The 26,449-nt window shown below is 61.7% G+C and carries 30 protein-coding genes; 11 read left to right on the top strand and 19 right to left on the bottom strand.

What is annotated here, in order from left to right:
• Positions 1-50: 50 nt before the first annotated feature.
• A complete protein-coding gene (locus tag ACK6BI_RS08150; protein ID WP_409316646.1) occupies positions 51-863 on the top strand; it encodes an alpha/beta fold hydrolase in 813 nt (270 codons plus the stop codon).
• A 31-nt stretch (positions 864-894) separates the two neighbouring features.
• Here the strand turns inward: ACK6BI_RS08150 and dsbG are convergent, their stop codons facing one another.
• From dsbG to ACK6BI_RS08170, 4 genes are all read right to left on the bottom strand, one after another.
• The gene (dsbG, locus tag ACK6BI_RS08155; protein ID WP_409316647.1) at positions 895-1,665 is read right to left on the bottom strand and encodes a thiol:disulfide interchange protein DsbG; all 771 of its coding nucleotides are present in this window, start codon (positions 1,663-1,665) and stop codon (positions 895-897) included.
• Complete coding sequence (locus ACK6BI_RS08160; RefSeq protein WP_409316648.1) at positions 1,641-2,516, bottom strand: prolipoprotein diacylglyceryl transferase family protein; 876 nt, start codon at positions 2,514-2,516, stop codon at positions 1,641-1,643. The genes dsbG and ACK6BI_RS08160 overlap by 25 nt, the downstream gene beginning before the upstream one ends.
• Entirely contained in the window at positions 2,516-4,249 is a 1,734-nt protein-coding gene (gene dsbD / locus ACK6BI_RS08165; protein WP_409316649.1) for a protein-disulfide reductase DsbD, read from the bottom strand. Before dsbD ends, ACK6BI_RS08160 begins: the two co-directional genes overlap by 1 nt.
• 124 nt (positions 4,250-4,373) lie before the next feature.
• On the bottom strand, positions 4,374-5,045 hold the full coding sequence (locus tag ACK6BI_RS08170) for a hypothetical protein (protein WP_409316650.1): 672 nt from the start codon (positions 5,043-5,045) through the stop codon (positions 4,374-4,376).
• Positions 5,046-5,349: 304 nt separating this feature from the next.
• Between ACK6BI_RS08170 and ACK6BI_RS08175 the strand changes: the two genes are divergently transcribed.
• The 5 genes from ACK6BI_RS08175 (at position 5,350) to ACK6BI_RS08195 (ending at position 9,801) form a co-directional block, all read left to right on the top strand.
• Positions 5,350-6,030, top strand: coding sequence for a response regulator (locus ACK6BI_RS08175; protein WP_409316651.1), 681 nt, complete (start codon positions 5,350-5,352; stop codon positions 6,028-6,030).
• On the top strand, positions 6,030-7,352 hold the full coding sequence (locus ACK6BI_RS08180) for an ATP-binding protein (RefSeq protein ID WP_409316652.1): 1,323 nt from the start codon (positions 6,030-6,032) through the stop codon (positions 7,350-7,352). Before ACK6BI_RS08175 ends, ACK6BI_RS08180 begins: the two co-directional genes overlap by 1 nt.
• A gap of 100 nt (positions 7,353-7,452) precedes the next feature.
• Entirely contained in the window at positions 7,453-7,938 is a 486-nt protein-coding gene (locus tag ACK6BI_RS08185) for a GNAT family N-acetyltransferase (protein WP_409316653.1), read from the top strand.
• A gap of 143 nt (positions 7,939-8,081) precedes the next feature.
• On the top strand, positions 8,082-9,494 hold the full coding sequence (locus ACK6BI_RS08190) for an aspartate aminotransferase family protein (protein WP_409316654.1): 1,413 nt from the start codon (positions 8,082-8,084) through the stop codon (positions 9,492-9,494).
• An 82-nt stretch (positions 9,495-9,576) separates the two neighbouring features.
• Positions 9,577-9,801 (top strand): MbtH family protein, encoded by a 225-nt coding sequence (locus tag ACK6BI_RS08195; RefSeq protein WP_409316655.1) that lies wholly within the window; start codon positions 9,577-9,579, stop codon positions 9,799-9,801.
• 70 nt (positions 9,802-9,871) lie between these two features.
• On the opposite strand, the gene ACK6BI_RS08200 is transcribed toward ACK6BI_RS08195, so the two are convergent.
• From ACK6BI_RS08200 to ACK6BI_RS08245, 10 genes are all read right to left on the bottom strand, one after another.
• Complete coding sequence (locus ACK6BI_RS08200; RefSeq protein WP_409316656.1) at positions 9,872-10,771, bottom strand: metal ABC transporter substrate-binding protein; 900 nt, start codon at positions 10,769-10,771, stop codon at positions 9,872-9,874.
• Positions 10,772-11,671 carry a metal ABC transporter permease gene (locus tag ACK6BI_RS08205; protein WP_409316657.1) on the bottom strand — a complete coding sequence of 300 codons (900 nt, stop codon included), beginning with the start codon at positions 11,669-11,671 and terminating at the stop codon, positions 10,772-10,774. It abuts the gene before it with no gap.
• Positions 11,671-12,414 (bottom strand): metal ABC transporter ATP-binding protein, encoded by a 744-nt coding sequence (locus ACK6BI_RS08210; protein ID WP_409316658.1) that lies wholly within the window; start codon positions 12,412-12,414, stop codon positions 11,671-11,673. Before ACK6BI_RS08210 ends, ACK6BI_RS08205 begins: the two co-directional genes overlap by 1 nt.
• On the bottom strand, positions 12,411-13,340 hold the full coding sequence (locus ACK6BI_RS08215) for a metal ABC transporter substrate-binding protein (protein WP_409316659.1): 930 nt from the start codon (positions 13,338-13,340) through the stop codon (positions 12,411-12,413). The genes ACK6BI_RS08210 and ACK6BI_RS08215 overlap by 4 nt, the downstream gene beginning before the upstream one ends.
• A gap of 35 nt (positions 13,341-13,375) precedes the next feature.
• A complete protein-coding gene (locus tag ACK6BI_RS08220) occupies positions 13,376-13,942 on the bottom strand; it encodes a DUF6162 family protein (RefSeq protein WP_409316660.1) in 567 nt (188 codons plus the stop codon).
• Positions 13,939-14,271, bottom strand: a complete 333-nt coding sequence (locus tag ACK6BI_RS08225) for a hypothetical protein (RefSeq protein ID WP_409316661.1) — start codon at positions 14,269-14,271, stop codon at positions 13,939-13,941. Before ACK6BI_RS08225 ends, ACK6BI_RS08220 begins: the two co-directional genes overlap by 4 nt.
• On the bottom strand, positions 14,268-14,792 hold the full coding sequence (locus tag ACK6BI_RS08230; RefSeq protein WP_409316688.1) for a thiamine pyrophosphate-binding protein: 525 nt from the start codon (positions 14,790-14,792) through the stop codon (positions 14,268-14,270). The genes ACK6BI_RS08225 and ACK6BI_RS08230 overlap by 4 nt, the downstream gene beginning before the upstream one ends.
• 14 nt (positions 14,793-14,806) lie before the next feature.
• On the bottom strand, positions 14,807-16,006 hold the full coding sequence (locus ACK6BI_RS08235; RefSeq protein WP_409316662.1) for a PepSY-associated TM helix domain-containing protein: 1,200 nt from the start codon (positions 16,004-16,006) through the stop codon (positions 14,807-14,809).
• 197 nt (positions 16,007-16,203) lie between these two features.
• A complete protein-coding gene (locus tag ACK6BI_RS08240; RefSeq protein WP_409316663.1) occupies positions 16,204-17,079 on the bottom strand; it encodes an alpha/beta fold hydrolase in 876 nt (291 codons plus the stop codon).
• 189 nt (positions 17,080-17,268) lie between these two features.
• A complete protein-coding gene (locus ACK6BI_RS08245) occupies positions 17,269-17,727 on the bottom strand; it encodes a VOC family protein (RefSeq protein ID WP_409316664.1) in 459 nt (152 codons plus the stop codon).
• Positions 17,728-17,987: 260 nt separating this feature from the next.
• Between ACK6BI_RS08245 and ACK6BI_RS08250 the strand changes: the two genes are divergently transcribed.
• From ACK6BI_RS08250 to ACK6BI_RS08260, 3 genes are all read left to right on the top strand, one after another.
• Positions 17,988-19,202, top strand: coding sequence for an SfnB family sulfur acquisition oxidoreductase (locus ACK6BI_RS08250; RefSeq protein ID WP_409316665.1), 1,215 nt, complete (start codon positions 17,988-17,990; stop codon positions 19,200-19,202).
• Between the two features lie 2 nt (positions 19,203-19,204).
• Positions 19,205-19,870, top strand: a complete 666-nt coding sequence (locus ACK6BI_RS08255; protein ID WP_409316666.1) for a methionine ABC transporter permease — start codon at positions 19,205-19,207, stop codon at positions 19,868-19,870.
• 71 nt (positions 19,871-19,941) lie between these two features.
• Positions 19,942-20,712, top strand: a complete 771-nt coding sequence (locus ACK6BI_RS08260) for a MetQ/NlpA family ABC transporter substrate-binding protein (RefSeq protein WP_409316667.1) — start codon at positions 19,942-19,944, stop codon at positions 20,710-20,712.
• A gap of 36 nt (positions 20,713-20,748) precedes the next feature.
• Here ACK6BI_RS08260 and soxR read toward each other — a convergent pair whose 3' ends face one another.
• A complete protein-coding gene (gene soxR, locus ACK6BI_RS08265) occupies positions 20,749-21,207 on the bottom strand; it encodes a redox-sensitive transcriptional activator SoxR (RefSeq protein ID WP_409316668.1) in 459 nt (152 codons plus the stop codon).
• 90 nt (positions 21,208-21,297) lie between these two features.
• Here soxR and ACK6BI_RS08270 point away from each other — a divergent pair, with 90 nt between their 5' ends.
• On the top strand, positions 21,298-21,663 hold the full coding sequence (locus ACK6BI_RS08270) for an antibiotic biosynthesis monooxygenase (RefSeq protein ID WP_065257025.1): 366 nt from the start codon (positions 21,298-21,300) through the stop codon (positions 21,661-21,663).
• Here the strand turns inward: ACK6BI_RS08270 and ACK6BI_RS08275 are convergent.
• Genes ACK6BI_RS08275 through msuE form a run of 4 tightly spaced genes read right to left on the bottom strand, consistent with a single transcriptional unit; the run spans position 21,660 to position 25,704 of the window.
• A complete protein-coding gene (locus ACK6BI_RS08275) occupies positions 21,660-22,763 on the bottom strand; it encodes a sigma-54 interaction domain-containing protein (protein WP_409316669.1) in 1,104 nt (367 codons plus the stop codon). The two genes, ACK6BI_RS08270 and ACK6BI_RS08275, sit on opposite strands and share 4 nt — an antisense overlap.
• A gap of 23 nt (positions 22,764-22,786) precedes the next feature.
• Positions 22,787-23,974 (bottom strand): acyl-CoA dehydrogenase family protein, encoded by a 1,188-nt coding sequence (locus ACK6BI_RS08280; RefSeq protein WP_409316670.1) that lies wholly within the window; start codon positions 23,972-23,974, stop codon positions 22,787-22,789.
• Positions 23,975-23,984: 10 nt separating this feature from the next.
• Entirely contained in the window at positions 23,985-25,130 is a 1,146-nt protein-coding gene (ssuD, locus tag ACK6BI_RS08285; RefSeq protein ID WP_409316671.1) for an FMNH2-dependent alkanesulfonate monooxygenase, read from the bottom strand.
• Between the two features lie 10 nt (positions 25,131-25,140).
• On the bottom strand, positions 25,141-25,704 hold the full coding sequence (msuE, locus tag ACK6BI_RS08290) for an FMN reductase (RefSeq protein ID WP_409316672.1): 564 nt from the start codon (positions 25,702-25,704) through the stop codon (positions 25,141-25,143).
• Between the two features lie 390 nt (positions 25,705-26,094).
• On the opposite strand from msuE, the gene ACK6BI_RS08295 reads away from it, so the two are divergent.
• Positions 26,095-26,364, top strand: a complete 270-nt coding sequence (locus ACK6BI_RS08295) for a hypothetical protein (protein WP_260520370.1) — start codon at positions 26,095-26,097, stop codon at positions 26,362-26,364.
• Positions 26,365-26,449 lie beyond the last annotated feature (85 nt).

Consider the following 26,449-nt stretch of genomic DNA (forward strand, 5'->3'; position numbering starts at 1 on the left):
CCGACCCGCTCAGTCTGCGGGCTCCAGTTTCTTTGCCTCGGAGGTTATCGATGCCTTTTTTCACGGTTGACGGACAGGCGCTTCACTACATTGATCAAGGCACGGGGCCGGCGGTGTTGCTGGCCGGCAGCTACCTGTGGGACCAGGCCATGTGGATGCCGCAGATCGCCGCGTTGTCACCGCACTATCGGGTGATTGCGCTGGACCTGTGGGGCCACGGTGAATCCGGGCGCTTGCCTGAACACACCACATCACTGGACGACATCGCCCGTCAGGCGCTGGCCTTGCTCGATCATCTGGACATCGACCGGGTAACGCTGGTCGGCCTGTCGGTCGGCGGTATGTGGGGCGTGCGCCTGGCACTGTCGGCGCCGCAGCGGCTCAACGCTCTGGTGCTGATGGACACCTACGTTGGCGTCGAGCCGGAGCCGACCCGTCAGTATTATTTCTCGCTGTTCAAACAGATCGAGGAAAGCGGCGGGATCTCCGAGCAGTTGCTGGACATCGTTGTGCCGATCTTCTTCCGCCCGGGTATCGACCGGGATTCGGCGCTGTATCAGGATTTCCGAGCGAAACTCGCGGGTTACTCTGCTGAACGCTTGCGCGAAAGCATCGTGCCGATGGGGCGTATCACCTTTGGCCGCGACGATCTGTTGCCGCGACTGGGGGAGCTGAATGCGTCGAGGACTCTGGTGGTTTGCGGTGATCAGGACAAACCCCGTCCACCGTCGGAAGCACAGGAAATGGCCGAACTGATCGGCTGCCCGTGCGTGCTGGTGCCGGAGGCGGGGCATATCTCCAATCTGGAGAATCCGCCGTTCGTGACCGACACGCTGCTGAAATTTCTGGCTGGCTTGAAGTAACGAAAACGCCCACGCATTGCGTGGGCGTTTTTTATTTCGGTCCGAGTATCTTCACCAGTTTGTCCGGCGTCGGTGCGCCTTGCTGTTGTTGCAGTTCACCCTTGTCGTCCATGTAGAAGATCGCCGGGGTGGCCTGCAATTCCAGGTCTTCCATCAACTGCATGTTCGCTGCAAGTTTGGTCTGCACGGCGGCCGGAATATCCTTCATGGCCTTGAGCGTGCTGGTCTTGCCGGCCTTCTCGTGATCGTCCAGGGCCTTGGCCGGGTCCTTGGCCGCCAGCAGCGCGGCGGATTTGCCCGGGCTGTCTTCGCGGATAATGCCGACCATGATGTGCCGCAACTGCACCTTGCCGGCCTTGACCCAGGGGCGGGCCTGCTCCCAGAACATGTTGCAGTACTGGCAGTTCGGATCGCTGAACAGGTACACCGTGCGTGGTGCGTCCTTTTGGCCGTCCTGAATCCAGTTGCTCGCTTCGAACCTGGCCCAGACTTCCTTGGCCATCGGCGCGTACACCAGTTTTTGCAGCGGCGCGCTGCTCAGGTCATTGCCGTCGGCGTCGTACAGGTTGCCCAACAGCACATGCTTGCCGTCCGGCGTCAGGTACAGGGCCATGCCGCGGTTCTGGTATTGCGCAGCGTAACCACGCAGGCCGTCGGGCGCGTCGAACTGGCCGACGATTTTTGCGCCCTTGGCTTCGATCTTCTTGATCGCGTCAGGCAGTTCTTCAGCAGCCTGTACCGACGGCAAATGCAACAGGGCGGCGCCCAGAGACAGCGTCAGCAGGTGGCGGAGGCGGGGCATGGCAGTTTCCTTGCAGAGGTGGCCGGTACGGCGTTCGTGTTCGGATCGGGGACGTCGAAGTTTTCCAGGGCGCGAGCCAGGCTGGCATTCGACAACTCGCCCAGGTGACTGGCCAGCAACTGGCCGTCCGGGCTATAGAACAGCGTAGTCGGCAATGCCATGGAACCCACGGCCTGACCCAGATGACCACTGCGGTCGAACAGCACGTTGTTCAGGCTCAGGCCCTGGGTTTCGAGAAAAGTGGCGACGCTTTGCATGCTCTCGGCCTGATTGACGAACAGGAACGTCAGGTCCGGGCGTTGTTGCTGGGCGTTTTCCAGCACCGGCATTTCCCGGCGGCATGGCGGGCACCAAGTGGCCCACAGATTGATCACCAGCGGCCCGCCCTGATAGTCGGCGAGTTTCACGGTTTCCCCGGCGGCGTTGCGCAACGTGATGTCCGGCAGGCGCGTACCTTGCTCATAAATGCTCAGCGACAAGGTAGCCAGCAACCAGAAGGCCACGCCGCTGACCACGCCGAACCCAAGCGGACGGCGCAGACCCGGTCGACGCCAGCCGCGATACAGCGCGGCCAGCAACAGCACGATCACCCCCGGCCAGGCGAGAAAGCCGCCGTCGCGCAGATCGATGATCTGCCACGGATCGTTGTGATAGTGTCCCCAGTACAGGGCGACGAAGGCGATGCGCGCCGCGAGCATGCCCAGCAGAAACAGACTGAACAGGGCTGACTCGGGGTTATCGCCACCACGCTTGGCCACCCGCCAGCCGACGAATGTGGCCAGCGCCAGGGCGCTGATCAGCAGCAGATGATTTAGCGCAATGGCAAAGGTGCCGAGGGTGAAGGTCAGCATTAACGGGCGTCTCGGGTGGTGGTCCAGTGTTGCAGGAACGTATCGGCATCGACCTCGCCGGTGATGCGCTGGCTGCGGCGCTCTTCACCGTCGGCACCGATCCATACAAAACTCGGTGGCCCCGGCACTTTGTAGCGACCGAGCAGTTCACGGCTGGCGGCGTTGTCGGCGGTAACGTCCAGGCGCAGCAAGCGCACATCGTTCAAGGCCTGCATCACCCGCGCCTGACCGAACACCTTTTTCTCCATGACTTTGCACGACGTGCACCAGTCGGCGTAGTAATCGAGCAGCACCCATTGGCCTTGAGCCCTGGCGGTGTCGAGTTCGCGTTGCAGGGCCGCTGGATCCTTGATCGTGATGAACGCTGCATGATCGTTCGGTGCAGCCGTGCCGATGCGTCCGGCGCTGTACACGTGCAATGGTTGAAACGGATCATCGCTGCCGCCCGCTGCACCCACCATCAGCAAACTGCCCCACAGCCCCAGCAACAGCGAGCCGGCACCGAACAACTGGGCGACCCGGCCAAAGCCTTCGGACTGTTTCCATGCGCTGTAGGCCGCGATCAGCAGCAGCGCGCCGCACAGTGCGAGCCACAACGACGGGTCCAGCACCGGGCGCAGCATCAGCACCGCGGTGGCGAGGAACAGGAAACCGAACACGCCTTTGAGCAGATTCATCCACGCGCCGGGTTTCGGCAGGAAGCGATTGCCGACTGTCACCAGTACCAGCAGAGGGACGCCGATGCCGATGCCGAGGGCAAACAGAATCAGGCCACCGTGCAGCGCATTGCCGCTTTGCGCGATGTAGAGCAAGGCGCCGGCCAGCGGTGCGGTCATGCACGGCCCGACCAGCAGGCCGGATAATGCGCCCAGTACACCCGCGCCAACCAGGCTGCCGCCGCTGCGACTGCGTGAGGCGTGCTCCAGTCGATCACGCAGGGCGACCGGCAGTTGCAGTTCAAAGAAGCCGAACATTGGCAGTGCCAGAGTCACGAACACCGCCGCGAACGTCCCGAGCAGCCACGGATTCTGCAACCAGGCCTGAAGGTTCGCTCCCAACAGGGCCGCGATGACACCCATCGCCGCATACACCAGCGCCATGCAAATCACATAACTGCTGGCCAGTGCGAAACCACGACGTGGCGTCGCACCACTGCCAACTACCATGCCGGCCAGAATCGGCAGCATCGGCAACGAACACGGGGCAAAGGCCAGCAGCAGACCGAGCCCGAAGAACACCAGCAGACTCCAGCCCAGCGAATGCTGCTGCAGGCCGCTGGCCAGCGCTTGATCCTGCGCCTGCTCCGTCGCCGCAGCGGCCGCTTGGCCGCCGAGATCGATCACGCGGGTCTGTGGTGGATAGCACAGGCCCGCGTCGGCGCAGCCTTGATAACTGACTTTGATCTGGCCTTTGGCCGCCGCCGGGATTTTCAGCTCGAGGCCCTGGCGGTAAACCGGTTGCTCGCCGAAGTATTCGTCGCTGTGGGATTCGCCTTCAGGCAGCGCCGGGGTATTTGGTGCCGCCAGTCCATCGAATTTCAGGCGTTTCTGATACAGGTAGTAGCCGTCGGTGATCTGCCAGAACAGTTGGGTTTCACCGGAGTCCAGTCGTTCTGACGTCAGCACGAAGGCCTTGTCGACCGGGAGGAACTCCGGTTTTGTCGCAAAAGGATCGTTCCCTGCCTGGGCCAGACCCGAAATCAACAGTGCAAACAGTAGAAAAATATGACGCATGGTGAAGCCTTGTCCCTGTGCAAGTGGTGAACACAATGGGCGGCAGCGATTAACCGATGATTAACCGGGCGTCTCCATGCGTCGAACCTGCGCGACGCTACAGCATTGCGACCGGTTTGGGGAGTCAGAGGCCCCGGGTCAACCCGGCGAATCTGCCACTGACATTGTGCACGCCTCCCTCGACTCGGCCTTTTTGCATGTTGTAAATCACGAACTGGTCATCGGTCAGAAAGATGTACCAGAGGTTATCGCTGAAAGTTGGATCAACTTGAGCGGCAGTTACGAGTCGATGTTTGTAAGGTGCAAGTCCGGGCAATACCGTTGTGGGGTCGTGCCTTACTTGTTGCTTTATAGTATCGAATGTCAGATAAGTTCCATCGTTCAACAGGAAACGAAACAGGGACTTGTGCCCGAGTGCTTCCAGCCAGGTACCAGCGATGATTCTTTCAAAGTAAGGCAGGATCGGCGTCCAGAGCGAGTTGGAAAGATTGTAAAACGCATCAACGTTGTCTTTGTCCTGGTCATAGGCACAAACCCATGGGTGATCGCCATTGTAGAAGAACAGCCAGGCAATATCCTTGTCGCCCGCCCGTGTCTGGGTGAATCCGAAGCGCAGATTACTGGCGTGGGCGTCGAATTCCTTCCAGTTGCCCTTGATCGGCAGGGGATAATCATCAGATATTTTTTCATCGCCATTGTCGTAGCGGGAATAGGTGTCGTTATCTTTGAGAAAGAAGTAAATACGGTCCGGCCCGGAGCGCCAGTCAATAGCGACGAAGTTTTTGAGTTTGGACATTGAATATTCCTTTTTTAATAAGCAGTGATTGTTTGTAAGGCAGGTTGCCTTTGTTTGTGTTGCGCTGAAAGGTTATAGCGATAAATAACATCTGCGCACTAACTTGTTGTTTGCCATTTGTATCGGTGGGGAAGTGTTAACTTGTTTTGTTGGTTGTTCAGTTGTCGATGCGGCGGTCAATGTTGAAAAGATAGTGTGTGTGAGCGTTTGATTCGGGATCGTGCTTTTCCTCGGCACGGGCAGTGTCCATAATTGCCGCTTAATCCTCTCCTGCTTGAATCGCTTTTTTTCTCATGGAGCTCCCATGCACGTACTGGTATGCGAAGACGATGAGTTGATTGCCAGCGGCATCGTCGCCGGGCTGTCGGCCCAGGGCCTGACGGTCGAGCACGTCAATACGGCCTCAAAGGCGCGGGCGATCCTCAAGGTCGCCGAGTTCGATGTGATGGTGCTCGATCTCGGCCTGCCGGACGAAGACGGCCTCAAACTGTTGCAGCAACTGCGTCAGCAGGGCCTGGAAATTCCGGTGCTGATCCTGACTGCGCGGGATTCGGTCACGGACCGGGTCGACGGCCTGCAGTCCGGCGCCGACGATTACCTGCTCAAACCGTTCGACCTGCGTGAACTGTTCGCCCGTCTGCAAACCTTGCTGCGTCGGGTGGCCGGGCGTAGCGTCAACCTGATCGAGCATGGCGCGCTGACCTACGACCCGAGCAGCCGCGAAACGACCCTCGCGGGCCGTTCGATTGACCTGTCCCGCCGCGAGCAGTCCCTGCTGCAAGCCTTGCTGCACAACCGTGGCCGGGTGCTGTCCACCGAGCAATTGAAGGACAGCGTCTACGGCTTCAGCGATGAACTGGAGAGTAACGCCCTCAACGTGCACATCCATCACCTGCGCAGCAAACTCGGTAAGGGCATCGTCGAAACCGTGCGTGGTCTGGGCTATCGCCTGGGCCCGGCGGATGGTGGAGAACCTGACAAGTGATGAGTCTGCGCCTGCGCCTGAGCCTGACCCTCGGCGCCGCGTTCGCGCTGATCTGGGCACTGGCGGCCGCCTGGATGCTCAGCGACCTGCGCAACCAGATGATGTTTTCCCTCGACCAGCGGCTGGTGGCGTCGGCGCGGATGGTCGCCGGGCTGCTGGAGCAATTGCCGGCCATCCCGAGCAAGGGTGACGGGACGCATTTCAGTGCCGAACAACTGAACATTCCCGGCGGCATGGCCTGTCAGGTCAGTTCGTTGCGTGGCGAGATCCTCGCCCGAAGTCACAACAACCCGGAGCAGGCACTGGAGGCGCAGAAAATGGGCTTCCACGACCAGATGATCGACGGCGCGCCGTGGCGCACCTTTACGCTGGCCCGGGGCGATGTGCGCATCACCACCGCCGACCGGGTGATCGAGCGTGAAGCCTTGAACATGTCGATCCTGCTGGCGGCATCTGTGCCGGTAGGTGTGGCGCTGCTCGGTTGCCTGTGCCTGTTGTGGCTGGGGATCGGTCAGGGGCTGGCACCGCTCAATCGCCTGCGCGAGGCGCTGATGAGGCGCAATGCCGACTCGCTCGAGCCGTTGCAGTTGCAGTCTTTTCCCAGTGAGCTGAAACCGCTGCTCGAGACTCAGAATCAGCTGTTCCAGCGCATCGGCAAGACCATCGAGCGCGAGCGGCGCCTGACCGGAGATGCGGCTCATGAACTGCGCAGCCCGCTGACGGCGATCAAGACCCACCTGCAAGTGGCGCGAATGACCGAAGGCAACGCCCGCGATCAGTCTCTGGCCCGGGCGGAAGAGGGTGCCGACCGCCTGCATCGGACTCTGGAGCAATTGCTGTTGCTGGCCAGGGTCGAGGGCAGTCTGTCGTTCGATGACGGCGTGCAGTGCAGCGCCGAGCAAGTGGCAAGACTGGCGATTCAGGACTCTGCCAGTGGCGAGCGGCAGCGGATCAGGCTGCATCTGCCCGAGCACCTGTCCAGCGCGCCACTGCAAATGCCCTCGGTGCTGTCCATCGCCGCATTGCGCAACCTGCTGGATAACGCTCTGCGTCATACCCCGTCTGAAGGTGCTGTCGAACTGAGCCTGGAAACCATCGGCAACCGTGTGCGTTTCGTCGTTCGCGATCACGGACCGGGAATTGCACCCGACGATCTGCAACACCTGACCCAACGCTTCTGGCGCAACGGCCAGAGCACCGGTTGCGGGCTCGGGCTGGCGATTGTCCAGGCGATTGTCCAGCGCTGCGCCTGCACGCTGCACTTCGACAGTCGCCCGGATGGCTTGCGGGTCGAGCTGACCATGCCGCTGCAACCGGCCTGATCCCGGCACATCAAATGTAACCTCTCTCCATTGGTCATTCGCCGGCCGCGCCGCTATTGTCGCCCCAGCCTTTGACTCAATGGATTGAGGGAGCTGCGCCATGGATGCATCCATCTACATTTGCCCGGCCACTGCGGCCGATACCGGCATCATCAGCCGCATCGTCGAGCGTTCGATCCGCGTCGGTTGTGCGCTCGACCATCGTAACGATCCACACCTTGTAGACACCTGGATTCGTCAGCAATCGACGGAACACATCAGCGCCTGGCTCGCCGATCCCCGGCGCTACCTGAATATTGCCTTGATGCAGGGCCGACCGGTGGGCGTCGGCATGGCCTTGGCCGACGGTGATGTCACCCTTTGTCATGTGCAGCCGGAATGGTTTCGCCGGGGCGTCGGCCGGGCGCTGATGACTGACCTTGAAGGCTGGCTGCTGATTCGCGGCAGTGCCCGTTCCGTGCTCACAAGCACTCGTACCGGCGAGGCCTTCTACCGGCGTCTGGGTTACCGCGAATCGGCGCCCCCGCTCATCCGCCACGGCATGCGCAGCCTGCCGATGCACAAGTCGTTGCCGCTGTTGGCATGACAACTCGCCCAAGGGTGTAAATCCTTGACGTGCTGGTGCGTTTCCAGAACAGGAAAACCTGCATGTGCGCCCCGGGACCGGAACGCGCACCTGTGTGGTGTGCAGTTTTGGTCACTATCCATAGCGAATTGAGGGGTCGAGAGATGTCAGTCGCCACCAGCCTTATCGAAGAGTCGTCGACCCGGATCGCCTCCGCGTCGGCGCAAACGCTGTACGAGTTCAACGAATCGCCGCTGCTGGCCCGTCAGAGCCAACAGGAATCCAATGCCCGCAGCTATCCACGGCGCATTCCACTGGCGCTCAAGCGTGCCAAGGGCCTGTACGTCGAAGACGTTGAAGGTCGCACGTTCATCGATTGTCTGGCTGGTGCCGGCACCCTGGCATTGGGGCACAACCACCCGGTGGTGATCGAGGCCATCCAGCAAGTGCTGGCCGATGAGTTGCCGTTGCACACCCTCGACCTGACCACCCCGGTGAAGGACCGATTTGTTCAGGAACTGTTCGGTCTGTTGCCGCCGGAGCTGGCTTCCCAGGCGAAGATCCAGTTCTGCGGCCCGACCGGCACCGACGCGGTGGAAGCTGCGCTGAAACTGGTGCGTACCGCCACCGGCCGCAGCACTGTCCTGTCGTTCTGCGGCGGTTACCACGGTATGAGCCAGGGCGCGTTGAGCCTCATGGGCAGCCTGGGGCCAAAGAAACCCTTGGGCGCACTGCTCAGCAACGGCGTGCAGTTCATGCCGTTCCCGTATGACTACCGTTGCCCGTTCGGTCTCGGTGGCGCGGCGGGCGTGAAGGCCAACCTGAGTTACCTGGAAAACCTGCTCAACGACCCGGAGGCCGGTGTGCAATTGCCGGCGGCGGTGATCGTCGAAGCGGTGCAGGGCGAAGGCGGTGTGATCCCGGCGGACATCGAGTGGCTGCGCGGGCTGCGTCGCATCACCGAAAAGGCTGGCGTGGCACTGATCGTCGACGAGATCCAGAGCGGTTTCGCCCGCACCGGCAAGATGTTTGCCTTCGAGCATGCCGGCATCACCCCGGACGTGGTGGTGCTGTCCAAAGCCATTGGCGGCAGCCTGCCGCTGGCAGTGGTGGTCTATCGTGACTGGCTCGATACCTGGCAGCCGGGCGCCCACGCCGGCACCTTCCGCGGCAACCAGATGGCGATGGCTGCCGGTTGCGCGGTGATGCGTTACCTGGTCGAACACAAGGTCTGCGAGCACGCCGCCGCCATGGGCGAACGCCTGAGCGAGCACCTGCACATCCTGCAGCGTGACTTCCCGCAACTGGGCGACATTCGCGGCCGTGGCCTGATGCTCGGCGTCGAGCTGGTCGACCCGGACGGCACGCCGGATGCTCTTGGTCATCCGCCAGCCTTTGCACGACTGGCGCCGCTGGTGCAGCGCGAGTGCCTCAAGCGAGGCCTGATCCTGGAGTTGGGCGGACGTCATGGCGCGGTGGTGCGCTTCCTGCCACCGCTGGTCATCACCGCCGCTGAAGTCGACCACGTTGCCGAGATTTTCGGCCGTGCGTTGAGCGCTGCTACCGCCGCCCTGTAAATTTTTCGCCGCGCCGAACGTTCCTTCTACAGACCCGGCTGCACCCGCCGTGCAGCCCACCCTACAGCGATGGAGAAACAGCATGACGTCAGTATTCGACCGCGAGGACATCCTCTTTCAGGTCGTGGTCAACCACGAAGAACAGTACTCGATCTGGCCGGACTACAAGGCCATTCCGCAAGGCTGGCGCACCGTGGGCAAGAGCGGCATGAAGAAAGAATGCCTGGCCTATATCGAAGAAGTCTGGACCGACATGCGTCCGCTGAGCCTGCGCCAGAAGATGGAAGCGCAAGCGGCGGCGCAGTAAGACTGCCGATCAAAAAGAAACCCGCTGGACTGGAAGCAGTCAGCGGGTTTTTTCATGTCCGAAGGGGGCGTTACGCGCCGCTCAGACCTTTGAGCAGCGCATCCACATTCCCTTCCAGCTCCGCCACCGGATCCGCCGCATCGGTGCTGAGCACCAGCAGATGACTGCCTGATTCGGCAATGGCTGCTTTCACCGCATCCGACGGCTGCCGATGGTGCAGCACCAGCGCCACATCGTTTTCCTTGAGCGTGGCGGTCAACTTCTTCAGGTCTTGCGGCGTCCATTCGGCATCCGGCCGCGGATCCTGTCCGATCAACTCCAGATTGAGGCTGCCGATCAGATAGCCGAAGTGATCGCTCAGGCTCATCACGCTCAGGTTATCGGCACTGGCCAGACGCGCTTCGGTGTCGGCAGTGAGTTTCAGCAGGCGCTGTTTGAGCGCCGCCAGATTGGCTTCGATCTTCGGTTTGTCCTTCGGTGCCAAGCGCACCAGATCCGCCGCCATCACGTCTGCCATACGCCCCATGTTGTTGCTGGCCAACCACGGCTGGCTGTTCAAACCATCGACCTTGAGTCCCGGCTGCACGGCAATGCCCGGCAAGGCACCGTCCACCGGCCGGGCAGCGTCGACTTCGACGATGCGGATGTTGCTGCGTCGGGCAATGGGGTACAGCGGATCGTCAGCCCACAGCGAGCGCACGCCGATCACGGCATCGGCGCCGGTGGCCAGTTTGTCCAGCGCCGGGGCGCCGCGCCCGGTGAAATAAGCCGACTGGCGACTGCCCGGCAGATTCGCCGGCGCCGCGCGTTCGAGGCTGATATCGGTGCCCTTGAGCAGCACCTCGCCCAGACCATAGGTGATCGGCAGCGAGGCCAGCACCCGCACAGGTTTTTCGGTGGCCAGCAGAGGGCTGGAGACGGCGCCGCCGAGGGCAATGGCCAGGGCGAGTTGTCGCAAAGAAAATGACATTTATCCAAGGTTCCCTTTCAGACTGGGGACGATGCCCCGGGCAATCGCAGCGATGGCGAAGCCGATGCCGGCGACGAGGATGATCGCGGCACCGGACGGAATCGGCAGGTCGTACACGATGGGCAGGAGAATCCCGCACAGCGTGCTGACTGTGGCGATCAGCACCGAACACCAGAAAAAGCCCTTGAGCGACTGGCTGAGCAAACGTGCCGCCGCTGCGGGAATCACCAGCAGGGCGCCCACCAGAATCGCGCCGATGACTTTCACTGCCGCGACGGTGATCAGCGTCACCAGAATCACGAACAGGTAATCCAGGGTCTTCACCGCGACACCGCGTACCGCCGCCAGTTGCGGGTTGAAGCTGGCGAGCATGATCCGGTTGTACAACGGCAGGGCCAGCGCCATGACCAGCGAGCCGACAATCGCCAGCACCAGCAGGTCGTTACCGTTGACCGTCAGCACCGAGCCGAACAACACGTTTTCAAGAATGTGCACGTTGATCTTGCCCGCCAGAATCAGCAGCAGGCTGGCACCCAGCGCCAGAGACACCGACAGGAACACGCCAATCAAAGTGTCGGGCGCCAGACCGGTACGGTTGCGCAGGTAATTGAGCAGAATGCCGAACAGCAGGCAATAGCCGAACAAGCTGCCATAAGGCCCGGTGTAGGGTTCGCCTAGCAGAATGCCGATGGCCACGCCGGTCAACGCCGCGTGGCCGACCGCCTCGGAGAAAAACGCGAAGCGCTTGACCACCACCAGTGTGCCAAGGCCGCCGAGCACCGGGCCGATCAGCAGACCGGCGAGCAGCGCATTGACCACAAATCCGTAGGCCAGAGCTTCCGGCAGGTAACCGGACGACGCCCAGCCCTGCACCATCAAACGAAAGGCTTCGTAACTCATCAGGCAGCGCTCCGTGGATGGGTCGAGAACAGGGTCATCAGGCGTTCCGGAGTCAGGGCCTGTTGCGGTGTGGCGTCGAACAGCACCCGGCGGTTGAGGCCGGTGACACGATTGGCCAGACGCCCGACCGCTTCCAGATCGTGCTCGATCCACAGTACGGTGATGCCCGCCGCACGCCAGTCGCCGAGCAGGCGTTCGAACACCTGGATGCCGGCCTCGTCGAGGGCCGACATCGGTTCATCCAGCACCAGCAATTGCGGCGCCGGGATCAAGCCTTGGGCGAGCAGCACACGCTGGCGTTCACCGCCGGACAGTGCGCCCATCCGGCGTTTGCGCTTGTCCTGCATGCCGACCCGTTCCAGCGCATCACCAATGGCGCCGGTGTAGCGCTTGCTCAGGCCGAGAAACGCCGGGCGGCGCTGGCACATGGCGGCCATGAAGTCGTCGACGGTCATCGGCAGACCCCGGTCGAATTCCAGCGCCTGCGGCACATAGCCGATGGTGCCGGGTTCGTCGGGCCATTGCAGGCTGAGCCGGCCCTGATGCGGCATCTGCCCGAGCAGGGTCTTGATCAGCGAACTCTTGCCGCCGCCGTTGGGACCGACCAGCGCATGCACGCTGCCGGGCTGCACCTGGAAGGTGACCTTGTCCAGAATCGTGGTGCGCCCCAGCGTCAGGCTGACCCCGGCAAAGTCCAGCGTCGGGCCACTGCTGATGATTGAAAGGTTTTCCTGAGCCGTCATGCGCCGGACTCCTGAATCGCCCGAACCACGGTGTCGAGGTTGCCGGTCATTTCCTTTTCGTACTTGTCGGCGGTGTATTCGCCGTAGGAAATGTGTGACAGCGGGTACAGCTTCACCCCGGATTCGCTCTGGATGGTTTCAACGTAAGTGGACGGGAAATCCATTTCCGAGAAGATCACCTTCACGTCCAGTTCCCGCAGTTGATCGATGGTTTTCTTCAACTGGCTCGGGCTTGGTTCGATGCCGTGGGCCGGCTCGACCACCGCTGTCACCTCCAGACCGAACTCGCGCAGCAGATAGTCATACGCGGCATGAACGGTCGCTACCCGTAACTCGGCGTTCGGCGCCCGGGTCAGTTTGGCCAGGGCGTCGGCACGCATCTGCCGCAGGCGTTTGCCATAAGCGCGGGCATTTTGGGTGTAGGTCCTGGCGTTGTCCGGGTCGAGCTTGCCCAGTTCCCGGGCGATGTTGTTGACTTGGGCGATCGAGGCGCTGATCGACAGGAAGGTGTGCGGATTCACCACTTTGCCAGCACCGCGCGCGGCAACCCCGGTGGCGGCCAGCAACGGCACGTTCTCGTTGGCTTCGATGGTCTTGATGTCCGGAGTTTCGCTGGCGGCGATCATGCGGTCGGCGAAGTCGTCATGGCCGACGCCATTGAGCACGATCACGTCCAGCCCGCTGATGCGCTTGATGTCTTCGGCGCGGGGCTCATAGGCGTGGGGATTGAAACCGGCGGGAATCAGCGGCACGACATCGGCCTTGTCGCCGACGATGTTCGCCACGTAACTGTAATAAGGGTGCAGGGTGATGCCGATGCGCAGGCGCTTGGCCGGGTCGGCGCTGGCCAGCGGGCTCAGCAGGCAGGCGCACAGGCCGATCAGCAGCAGGCGCAAAAAAGGACGGCGTTGAGATGAACTGGGCATGGGCAGGCGGTCTTCTCTCGAATGAAGGCGAAGGTTCAATGACGATGCTCGCGGGTCACCCCGGCATCGAATTGCGCGACGATCTGTTTCCATCCGGCAGCGGTCAGTGCTGCGTCGGACAGCTCCGTCGGCACTTGCAGGTCGGCAGCGCGGTTAAGCCAGATGTCCGGCGCGGCGTCGTTCACGCGCATCAGAAACGAACCGGCCACGGCAGGTGCCTGGCTGTGGCCGAAGTAAGCGTTGTTGCCCAGCAATTGCCAGGCATGACCGCCACGGCTCACTGAGCTGGCATCCTGGGCGAAGGGGGCAAAACCTTCGTCGGCCAGGTTCTGCGGAGTCGGCAGAGACTGCTGTTCTTCGCGCAACAAGTGAATTTCGTCGAGGGTCACCCGCAGGTCGGCGTAGATGCCTTGTTCGCTGGCGCCGAGGTCGCGGCGGGCGTCGAGTTGATGGCCGGAAACCGGTTCCGGCTCGTGAGAGACCCCGCGCCACGCCACCACGCAGCCGGCGACCGCAAGGATCAGCAGGCAGATCAGGAGCACATTCAGGGTTTCATGGCCGGCGCCGGCGGGGCGCACGATTTGGGTGGTCGGTGTGGTCATGGGGCTTCGATATCCGCTTGGTCGATTTCGACCACATGGCCGGGGCCGGCGTCGAACAACACGTAGAACTCGGCGCCGGGTTTCTTGAAGGTCAGGGTCGAATCGGCACCGAGCTTGCCCGGCACCAGAATGGTTTCGTCGTAGCCGATCACATCGAGGGTCACCCCCGGCGCACCGCTGCCATCGGAAAAGCCGCCGGTGCATTTGATCTGTTCGGCATCGATGGCCTTGCACTCGCACATCGGGTTGTGGGCCAGGGCGCCGGTGCTGAAACCGGCGCACAACGCCAGCAGTGCGGCGCTGATGTTCAGGCGAGTAGGGCGGCTCATGGTTTGGCTCCTTGTTTGTTCAGCCAGGCAACGGTGGCGGGCGAGGCCTGACTCAGCGGAATCGAGGCTTGATGCAGGCTGCCGTCCCAGCCTTCCATGGTGATCCACAGTTCGGCGTCGGCTTTGGTTTTCTCCGGCACCGGCAACTGGATGCCCATACGGTATGGCGTGCCGAAGAAGATCGAGCCGGCAGCTCTGAGACTGCGGGGCTTGCCGATGCGCAGGTAGGTGGCCTTGACCGGCTCGATACAGGCATCGCACAGGGCAGCGTTGAAGCCTTTCAGATAGCCCGCCGGCCCGTCGGAGCGCGGGGCTTCGTCGCGCAGCTCGGCCAGACGCAGGCTCCAGGGACCGACCTGGATTTCGCCGATCTCGCGCTCGCCCAGGCCGCTGTCGCCACGGAACAGCGCGGCGTCGGCGAAGTATTTGGGCATGAAACCCAACGGGATCAGCAGCAACAGCACGTTGATGTGGAAACGCCATTTGTGCCAGATCACGCTCAGTCGGGAAGACTGAGCCATGGGGGTGGACTTGCTCACAGGCTGGCCTCCGACGGTTCACCGCGCAGGGCCGGTTGCACCTTGACGCGTTGTTTCTTGTGCTCACGCTTGAGGGCGTTGGCGGTGGCCAGCGCGGTGCGTTTGGTCCAGATCAGTAATCCGCTGAGGACCATCATGCTCAGCAGCAGGCCGAAGAAGAACCAGATCAGCTTGATCCACAACCCGCCGAAATCCCCGGTGTGCAGCGGGCGCATGGACTCGGTGACGAACTCCAGCGACGTGCGGTCGGACAACAGCCGCGAAGCCGCCACCTCTCCGCTGTACGGATTGAGCGTCGCGGTCTGGTACATCAGCGGATACCAGCCGCGACCGCCGATATCCAGGTGTGCATAGGCATTGCCCGGCAGGCTGATGAAGCTGGCTTCCAGGCCGGGGATTTTCGACCGGGCGATTTCGATGGCGCGATCCAGGCTGATGCGCGGCGGCGGTGCGCCATCGGAAGAAATCGGCACGGCTTCCCGGGACATGGCCGGAATGATCGGTTCGCTGGAAATGGAGATCTGGTTATCCGACAGCAGCGCCTGGATCAGGAACCAGGTACCGGTGATGGAAATCACCGCGATGAACCAGATCGACCAGATGCCGCTCAAGCGGTGGAAGTCGCCCCAGAAGATCCGTGCACCATGGTTGAAACGCAGGGTCGGGCGGAAAAAACCTTTCCAGAAGCGCTTGTACACCACCAGCCCGGTCACCAGCGAAGCCAGCATCGGCAGGCCGAGGAACGACACCAGGTACCAGCCCCAGCTGAAACCATTGGTAAACGGCACCAGCCACCAGCCGTGCAGCGCGCGGGTGAAGGCCTTGAAGTTGAAATTCGGCGCGGTGCCCTGGATCACCCCGGTGTACGGGTTGACATAGACCGTCAGCGAACGCCCGTCCGGGTAGCTGACATCGACGTCGAGGGCAAAGTGCGATTCGTCCGGACGATTGATGCTTTGCACCAGGGTCTGGGGTTCGGCCTTTTTGATCTCGGCGAGGATCTGGTCATAACTCAGGCGCGGAGCGTCGTCCGACGGTGCGCTGGCGCGCATTTGCGGGTTCGCCAGCCAGACGATTTCCTGGCTGACCACCGCCAGGGTGCCGGTGACGCAGACGATCAGGACAAAAAACCAGATCGGCAACGCCAGCCAGCTGTGTACCAGGAACCACAGTTTCGAGCGGGATTTCTTCGACATGATGACGGGTCTTGGTTCGGTGACAGGACGCAACGCTACGGGCTTCGCAGCGCGGGAGTCCCTGAAGGGCCGGTAGTGGCTTTCGCCTGTGCGACCGGCCCGCATCTCTATAAGACGGATGACCGAAGCAAATCCCGATGAAGGATATGAAAGTAAATGTTTCTTGTGGGAGCGAGCTTGAGCTTTTTGGCGGCGAATCAGCGCAGGAACGGCAGCACTTCGGTAAGCAACAGCTCAGGCACTTCTTCAGCGAGGTAGTGACCGGCGGGCAGGGACTTGCCACGCACGTCGGTGGCCACCTGCTGCCATTCCCTGAGCGGATCGAAGCACCGGCCGACCGTGCCTTCGGCTCCCCACAGCACCAACAAAGGCAAGCTCAGATGATGGTTGGCCGCGAGGTCGGCACGGTCGTGTTCCAGATCGATCCCGGCACTGGCCCGGTAATCCTCGCAAATGCCTCGGGCGCTGCCGGGCAGGCTCAGGCAGCGCAGGTATTGCGCGAACGCGTCCTCAGTGAACGGCTTGAGCCCGGCGCTGCGGCTCCCCATGACGCTGCGCAGATAGCCTTCGGGATCGGCCTCGATCAATGTTTCCGGCAGCGGTGCCGGGCGGATCAGGAAAAACCAGTGCCAGTAGGCCCGGGCGAAGGCTTCGTCGGTCTGGCTGTACATCGCCAGGGTCGGCGCGATGTCCAGCAGCACCATGCGCTGCACGGCGGCGGGATGATCGAGGGCCAGGCGGTGGGCGACCCGGGCCCCCCGGTCGTGGGCGAGGATCGAAAATTGCGTAAAGCCCAGCGCCTTCATCAGTTCCACGTTGTCGCGGGCCATTTCCCGTTTGGAATAGTGGGCGTGCCGTTCATCGGCCAGCGGTCGGCTGCTGTCGCCATAACCGCGCAGGTCGGCGGCGACCACGGTGAAATGTTCGGCCAGATGCTCGGCGATCTTGTGCCAGATGACATGCGTTTGCGGATGCCCGTGCAACAGCAGCAGGCCGGGGCCGCTGCCACCGACGCGATAGTTGATGTCCACGCCGTTGACGTGGCGATGGTCTTTGACGAATCCGGCAAACATCGGCTTGATCCTTTATTCAGGCAGGTGGCCTGCATCGTGGAATTGCCGGGCGTTCATGACAAGGCGTGAAACGTGTTGGGTATGTTCATGAAGCGTGTAGAGCCAGAGTGCCCGTCGCAAGCAGGTACACGCCGATCCCGTGTGGGAGCGAGCCTGCTCGCGAAAGGACCGGTTCGGACCCTGAAGGACTCAACCCTGCTGAAACATTTCCTTCGCCCGTTGCTCGATCTGCTCCTGGGTCAGATCTTCCTTGCGGGTGGCCAGGAACCACACATGCCCGTAGGGATCTTTCAACGTACCGCTGCGATCCCCATAGAACTGATCCTTGACCTCGGACACTGCCGTCGCCCCGGCATCCAGTGCGCGCTGGAACGACTTGTCGACATCGGTCACATACAGATGCAGACCGACGGACACGGCACTGTCCGGATTGCGCAATGGCCCTTGGTCGCAGGGTGTGCCGAGCATGATGGCGCTGTCGCCGATGCGCAGTTCGCAATGGCCGACGCGACCGTCAGGCATGCTCAGGCGCATGACTTCGGTGGCACCGAATGCCTTTTTATAGAAATCGATGGCCTCGGCAGCTTTGTGAATGCCGAGGTACGGGGTGATGCTGTGATACCCCTCGGGAATGGGTTTGACACTCATGGCGTTGCTCCCTGTTGTTATTTGGCGGTTGACTGCATGTCTTCGACGGGAATGCCGGTCGCTCCACTATAGGCGTGTGTCGCCGCCGCGACCGAGTACCCGACGAGCAGTGTTCAGCCATCGACAGTGAAGCAACAGAATGCGCGGGTTTTTATCGCCAGAGCCTGTTGATAGCCGTTGAAAACCGCGTCAGACAAGGGCTGCCAGTCAGGCACAGAAGCTGCAATGACCCGGTACAACATCGATACCGAGAGTCATCCATGCCTGAATCTGCCGTTTATCCGATCAACCCGCCGACCGCCCATCGCATCACCGACGATGCCGAAGCCTTGCGCGTGGCCGTACAGGTCGCCGCCGTTTTGCAGGAGCACGCCGCCGAGCGCGACCGTAGCCGTGAAGTGCCCGCCGAGATCGTCGATCTGTATTCCAACAGTGGTCTGTGGGGCATCACAGTGCCGAAGGAATATGGAGGGGCGCAGGTGTCGTACGCGGTGCTGGCGCAGGTGATCGCGATCATTTCCGCCGCCGATCCGTCCCTCGGGCAGATCCCGCAAAACCATTACTGCCTGCTCGAAGACATCCGTCTGCAAGGCACCCCGGCGCAGCAGGCGCATTTTTTTGAACTGGCGCTGCAAGGCCATCGCTTTGCCAATGCGCTGTCGGAAACCGGCGGCAAGAACGTGCAGGATATTCAGACCACGATCCGTCGTTATGGCGATGGTTTTGTGATCAACGGCCGCAAGGGTTACTGCACCGGCTCGCTTTACGCTCACTGGCTGGCGGTGCTGGCGCTGGATGAAGAACAGAAGGGCCAACTGGCTTTCGTCGAGCGTGGCACGAAAGGGCTGGTGATTGTCGACGACTGGGACAGCATCGGCCAGCGCACCACGTCCAGCGGCACCGTGCTGGCGGAAGATCTTCACGTGGCGCCATTCAGTCTGTTCCCGACTTATCGTTCTTACGAAAGCCCGACCCTGGCCGGGCCGTTCGCCCAGTTGACCACCGCTGCCATCGACGCCGGCATTGCCCGGGCGGCGTTGCGGGACACGGTTGAGTTCGTCCGCCGGTTCGCCCGGCCATGGATCGATGCCGGAGTGGACAAGGCCAGCGAAGATCCGCTGACGATCATTCAGATCGGCGCGCTGGAAATCCGTCTGGAAGCCGCCGAAGCCTTGCTCGAACGGGCAGGTCGGGCACTGGATGCCGCGCGTCCGGCACCGGATGAAGACAACGTCGCGCTGGCATCCCTGGCTGTGGCAGGGGCCAAAGTGCTGACCACCGAAATCGCCATCGAGGCCAGCAACAAACTGTTCGAACTCGGCGGCACCCGTTCGACCTTGAAGAAACACAACTTCGACCGCCACTGGCGCAACGCCCGGGTTCACACCCTGCATGACCCGGTGCGCTGGAAATACCACGTGGTCGGCAACTGGCTGCTCAACGGCGTCAAACCACCGCGCCACGACTGGTCCTGATCATGGCCGAGTGGTTCAAACACATTTACTGGGCCGACATTGGCCAGGCCTGTCTCGATACGATGAGCATGCTCGGCGCGGCGCTGCTGTTCACGGTGATTCTGGGACTGCCGCTGGGGCTGCTGCTGTTTCTCACTGGCAAGCGCCAGTTGCACGAAACGGTCGGCGTATATCGGGTGCTGTCGGTGATCGTGAACATGCTGCGTTCGCTGCCGTTCATCATTTTGCTGATCGTGCTGATTCCGCTGACCACGTTGTTGGTGGGCACCTCGCTGGGTGTACCGGGCACCATTCCGCCGCTGGTGGTCGGCTGCACACCGTTCTTTGCACGGCTGGTGGAAACCGCGCTGCGGGAAGTCGATCGCGGTGTGGTCGAGGCGACCCAGGCTATGGGCGCCAGCACCTGGCAGATCATCCGCCACACCCTGTTGCCGGAAGCCCGTGGCGGGTTGCTGGCGGCGGTGACGGTCACCGCCATCGTGCTGGTGGATTACACGGCGATGGCCGGTGTGATCGGTGGCGGCGGGCTCGGCGATCTGGCGATCCGCTTCGGCTATCAGCGTTTTCAGACCGACGTGATGGTGGTCACCGTGGTGTTGCTGCTGATTCTGGTGCAGGCGCTGCAAATGACCGGCGACCGACTGGTGGCGCACTACAGCCGCCGCTGAAAAAAAGTTCACCCCATAAAGGCCCCACGTCCACCCCACGACGGCCACTCAAATCTGCCTTGGAGCAAACCATGAAAAAGACCCTGGCCGTTCTGGCTGCCGTGCTGTCGCTCGGCGCTCACGCCAACGAAAAATTGATCGTCGGTGCCACCCCGGTGCCGCACGCGGAAATTCTCGAATTCGTCAAACCGACCCTGGCCAAGGAAGGTGTAGACCTGGACATCAAGGTCTTTACCGACTTCATCCAGCCCAACCAGCAACTGGCGCTGAAAAACCTCGATGCCAACTACTACCAGTACCGACCGTTTCTCGATGACTTCAACAAGACCCGCCACACCGATCTGGTGCCGGTGGTCGGTGTGCACATCGAACCGTTCGGTGCGTACTCGACCAAGATCAAAAACATCTCGGAACTGAAGGACGGCGCCAGCGTGTCGATCCCCAACGACCCGGTGAACACCGGTCGTGCCCTGGTGCTGTTGCACGAGGCGGGGTTGATCAAGCTCAAGGACCCGAGCAACACGCTGGCCACCCAGCGCGACATCGTCGAAAACCCCAAACACCTGAAAATCCGTGAGCTGGAAGGCGCGTTGCTGGCCCGCTCGGTGAGTCAGGTGGATCTCGCGTTCGTGTTCGCCAACTACGCGCTGGAAGCGGGAATCGACACCAACAGCGCGCTGATCGTCGAGAAGGGCAAGAGCCTGTACATCGAGTTTCTGGTCGCACGTCCCGACAACATCAACGACCCGGGCCTGCAGAAACTGGCCAGGGCGTTGAACTCCGATGAAGTGCGTCAGTTCATTCTGACCCGCTACAAAGGGCAGATTGCGCCGGGTTTTTGATTGATCGATTCGACGGTTCCCGTGCCGTGGGAATCGTCAACCCGGAACATCAAGAAAATGAGCTCCCGGCCCTTGCTCGCCCAGCACATCGCCCTGGTTGCGCAGCGGGCAGGCTTCCATCGACAGGCAGCCGCAGCCGATGCAACCGGTCAGCCGATCCCGCAGCAGCATCAATTGATTGATTCGTTCATCCAGCTCCCGCCGCCACTGTTCCGACAACACTTTCCAGTCCGCCGCTGTCGGCGCGCGGTTGTCGGGCAACTGTTTCAGTGCCTCACCGATTTCCGCCAGTGGAATGCCCAGGCGTTGCGCCACTTTGATCAACGCCACCCGGCGCAACACTTCCCGTGGATAGCGGCGCTGGTTGCCGGCATTGCGCTGGCTTTTGATCAAGCCTTTGGATTCATAGAAATGCAGGGCGGTGACGGCGACACCACTGCGGGCCGCGACTTCGCCGACGGTGAGTTGCCTGTGCAGATTTTCCGCTGTGATCATTTGAAAATTGCCCCTTGACCTCTAGTTAACTCGAGGTTTTACCCTGCAGGTCATCGAATCGCAAGATTCGCCTGACAGAGTGGGGGCGTCATGCAAGTTACAGCGAAAAACCGCAGCTTCACCCAATTGATCGAATTCGAAATCGAGCCTGGCCAACAACCGGCGCTGGTCGCGGCGCTGACCGTCCAGACCGAACGTCTGGCCCAGCGTTATGCCGGTTTCGTCAGCGCCAGTGTCCAGGCCAGCGACGATGGCCGACGTGTGCTGGCTTTTCTGCAATGGCAATCCCGTGAAGCGGGAGAGGCGGCGTTGCGCAGTTTCGAAACCGGTGAGCAGGATTTCTGGCAACTGATCCGCACCCATCAGGCTCGGACCGTGACTTTCGGTTCATTCCAGGTACTGAGCAGCATCGCGCGCAGTCACGACGATGGCCTGCACTGCCAACTGGTGGGTTAGATCGACAACTGAATCAGGCGCTCGCCTTGCAGGTTTTCCGTGGGCCGCCGCTTGTTGACCGCCAGTTCGCCGATCTTGATCAGCCGCGTGCGGGTCACATTGCGGCTGAGGCCGAGTAGCGCGGCGGTGTGCACCTGGTTGTAGTGGCAGAACCGATAGGCCGAGCGCAACAAAGAGTCCTCGACCTTTTCATGCAGGGCGCCGGCCTGTTGTTCGAAGAGTTTCTGGAAGGCGCGTTCAAGCAGCGCTTCCGGTGAGTCGTCGACATTGGAATGCTGATCGTCCGGACGGTCGATGCGCAGGTTCGACAGGCGCAGGTCGTCGCGCTCGATCACGCCGTTGCGGCAAATCAGCAGTGTGTGGTGGATGACGTTTTCCAGTTCGCGGATGTTGCCCGGCCAGCTGTAGCCGCGCAGTTTGTGTTCGGCGCCGGGGCTGATGGTGATGTGGCCGTAGCCCAGTCGTTGACTGTAGGCCTCGATGAAGTGCCGGGTCAGCGGCAGGATGTCGCCGGGCCGTTCGCGCAACGGGCTCAGGTCCAGATTGACCACGTTCAGCCGGTAATACAGATCCTCGCGGAAATGCCCGGCATTGATGGCTTTTTCCAGCTGCACGTTGGTCGCCGCCAGCACCCGCACATCGATGGGAATGCTCTTGCGTGAGCCCAGTCGCACCACCTCGCGTTCCTGCAATACCCGCAGCAATTTGACCTGGATCGCCATGGGCAAATCGCCGATTTCATCGAGGAACAACGTTCCGCCATCCGCCTCTTCGAACCACCCGGCCTTGGCACTGAGGGCGCCGGTGAAGGCGCCTTTTTCATGGCCGAACAATTCGGCTTCCACCAGCGATTCGGAAAACGCCCCGCAGTTGACTGCAATGAACGGTCGGTTGCGCCGGTTGCTCAAATTATGGATGTGCCGCGCCACCAGTTCCTTGCCGGTGCCGGTTTCGCCGATGATCAGCACGCTGGCTTCGCTCGGTGCGACTTGTTGCAGATGCGCGAGCAAGGCCCGGGATTTCGGGTCTTCGAAGACCTGGGCGGTGGCGCGGATCGACGTGGCCAGGGCGGGTGAGGGCGGCAGGGTCAGCAGTTGCATGGGTCTCGCTCCACGAAAGGAAATCAGGAATAGAACGTCGGCACCGGCAGGGCCTGGTTCAGCGCCCAGTCGCCCAGCTCATGGAGTTTGTAATCCAGCGGGTCGTGCAGGGTTTGCGTGCGCAGGTTGCGCCAGTGGCGGTCGAGGCGCAGCGACGCATGGGTCGAACGGGCGCCGGTGACTTCGAACAGTCGGCTGCAAATCTCCAGCCCCTGACGGCTGGCAGCGACCTTGGCCGTGGCAATCGCCGTGGCCAGGTGACCGCGTTCCTCGGCGCTGAGGTTCGGGCCTTTGGCCCAGGCCGCGTCGAGCAATGCCGCGGCGCGCTCCACCAGCAGACGGATGCCTTCGAGGGCCACCCAGAACTCGCCATAGTGGGCGAGTACATACGGGTCCTCACGCACCTCGCGCACCGAGGATTTGTGCCAGACACGGGTTTCGCTCAGGGTGTATTGCCGCGCTTCTTCGAAGGCGCCTTCGGCGATGCCGAGAAACATGTGGGTGAACGTCAGTTGTGCGATCAACGGGCGCAGGCAGGCGAACGGTGTACTCAGCGGGCCGGGATCGAGCAGCAGTTCCGATTCCTCGACCCGCACCCGTTCGAACGTGGCGCTGCCGCTATCGGTCTGGCGCTGGCCGATGTTGTTCCAGTCGTTGTGCAGGGTGATGCCACTGCGGCCGCTGGGGATCGCCGCGATCAGCAGTTTGCCGCCGTTGCTTTCATCCACCGCCGAGGCGATCAGCATCTGTGAATCGCTGGCACCGGAGCAGAAACTTTTCTTGCCGGAAAACTCGCGCCAGCCTCCGAGATCCTTGACCACGGTGCGGGTGTCCAGCGGATTGAGGGCATTGCCCCAGAACCAGTTCTGCCGCGCCGTCTGTTCGAACCACGGCTGCCATTGTTCGGGACGGGAAAACAGGCGGACGGTGGCCAACATCAAATGATGAAAACCGAAGACGTGGGCGATCGAACTGTCGACTTTGGCGAACTCGCGCACGACTTCCAGGGTTTCGCTCCAGCGCGCGCCGAGGCCGCCGTAACGGGTGGGAATGCTCAGGGCCAGCAGACCGCTTTCACGCAAGGCATCGCGTTCGGCTTTCGGCGTGCCGCCGCGTTCGTCGCGTTCGACGGCGGTCAGGGCGAATTCAGCGGCCAGTTGTCGGGCGGTCTGCAACGGGGAAAGCAGGGTGCTTTGCGGTTTGGCAGTCACTCGGTCTTCCTCAGGCGTTGGCTTTGGCAGGCAGAACATCGTTGGCGATCATTTCGCCAAACGGCCCGGTGAGGTTGGTCACGCCGCGCCCGGCCAGGCTCGCGTAGGGTTCGGGCAACAGCGGGAACACCAGTTCGGCAAACCGGTAGGCTTCTTCCAGGTGCGGATAACCGGAAAAGATGAAGCTCTCGATACCCAGGTCTGCATATTCCTTGATTCGTGCCGCTACTTGTTGCGGATCACCGACCAGCGCAGTGCCCGCCCCGCCGCGTACCAGGCCGACGCCGGCCCACAGGTTGGGAGCGATTTCCAGGTTGTCGCGGCGCCCACCGTGCAGGGCGGCCATGCGCCGTTGGCCTTCGGAGTCGAAACGGGAAAAGGATTTCTGCGCGGCCTCGATGGTTTCGTCGCTGATGTGTTCGATCAGTCTGTCAGCGGCTTTCCAGGCGTCTTCGGCGGTCTCGCGCACGATCACATGCAGGCGGATGCCGAACTTCACCTTGCGCCCGTGGCGGGCGGCGCGCTCACGCACGTCGGCAAGTTTTTCCGCTACGGCGGCCGGTGGTTCGCCCCAGGTCAGGTACACGTCGACCTGCTCGGCGGCCAGGTCGTGGGCCGCGTCGGAGGAGCCGCCGAAGTACAGCGGCGGGTAGGGTTTCTGTACCGGTGGATACAGCGCCTTGGCGTTCTGCACCTTCAGGTGTTTGCCTTCGAAATCCACGGCTTCGCCTTGCAACACACGGCGCCAGATTTTCAGGAATTCGTCGGTGACTTCGTAGCGTTCGCTGTGGCTGAGGAAACTGCCGTCGCCACGGTTTTCGTCCGGGTCGCCGCCGGTCACGACATTGATCAGCAGGCGGCCGTTGGACAGCCGATCAAGTGTCGCCGCCATACGTGCCGAGACGGTCGGCGAGATGATCCCCGGACGGATCGCCACCAGATAACGCAGGCGTTCGGTCAGCGGCACCAGCGCCGAGGCGATCACCCACGAGTCCTCGCAGGAACGCCCGGTGGGAATCAGCACACCGTGATAGCCGAGGCTGTCAGCGGCTTGCGCAACCTGTTTCAGGTAATGGAGGGTGACCGGGCGGGCGCCTTGGGTGGTGCCCAGATAGTGACCGTCGCCATGGGTCGGCAGGAACCAGAAAACATCCATGAACAGCTCCTCAGGCGGTTTTCAGCAAAGGTTTGATGTGCGTACCGAACAGCGGCGCGGCGCGCTCTGCGGCCAGACGGATGCGCGCTTTCAAGGGCTCGCTGGTGATCTGGTAGTCGGCGAAATCGGCCTCGGTGGCGTACACACCGATGGGCAAGGTCACGGCCTGGAAGAAACTGAACAGCGGGCGCAACTGGTGATCGAGCACCAGCGCATGGCGTTCGCTGCCACCGGTAGCGGCGAGCAGCACAGGGGTGTCGATCAGCGCGTTCAGATCGATCAGGTCGAATAGATGTTTGAGCAAACCCGGATACGAACCGCGATAAACCGGCGCCGCAACGATCAGCAGGTCAGCCTGTTCGATGGCCTGCAGTTCGGCTTCGATTTCCGCCGGCAACTCCTGACGGGACAGTGCGGCGCCGAGCGGGCGGGCGATATCGCCGAGTTCGATCAAGTGACTCTCGACGGGCAGGTGCCCGGACAATTCGCTCAGCAGGGCCTGGGTCAGCACCAGCGTGCGGGACGGACGCCAGGTTCCGCCGGACAGGGCGACGACTTTCAATGGACGCGACATGGTCAGTTCCTTTTTCAACAGTTGCTCGGCGAGCAGTGAGTAGTCACGGGAGCAGAGCAAGCGCTGTACCAATTCTTTGAAAGCCCGTATTCCGGGGCCTTGAGCGTTGTCGCGGGCTGTGGTCCTGTGACTTTCAGGCGGGTTTGTTGAACCGCTGTTGCCCGGGAAACAGTTGCTGGAGCAACAGTGCCGAACGCGATGAAGGATTTATAAGGGCTTATTTTTATTCCTCAAAAGACTATTAATTGATATTGATAGATCCATTGTGAATATTTGAATGTGATCTGTCGGCAAACCTGATAGCCACTATTGAGAGCGTTGATTTCTGCCACGACGAGCCCGGGCGTAGCCTTTCTCCATCGACTCCACACTGCTCACCAGGACGCTCCCATGAATCGTTTACTGACTGTTTCCCTGATGCTCGCTGTCTCCGTTCTCGCCGGTTGCGCGAGTCACGTTTCCCCGGAACTGCGCCCTTACACGGCGGAAGAAACCCGTGAACTGGCCCTTGAAAGCCTTAATCGTCGTGGTTTGTCCTTCGATGAATATCAGGCGAAGAAAGCTGAACTGCTTGGTCAGCCGCAGAAGCCTTTCGGCTTTGATAACAAGGGCGAGATGAGCGCAGAACGAGCAGTACAGCTGCACGGTCGCCCTAGCTGATCCGCAACTGTACTGCTCGAAGTTTTACCTAACTGTCCGTGGGTTTGCGGGACGCCGTGGGATAGGGTCAACACCTGAATGACCC

The organism is Pseudomonas sp. KCJK9016, assembly GCF_046231795.1.
Classification (GTDB): Bacteria; Pseudomonadota; Gammaproteobacteria; order Pseudomonadales; family Pseudomonadaceae; genus Aquipseudomonas; species Aquipseudomonas bananamidigenes.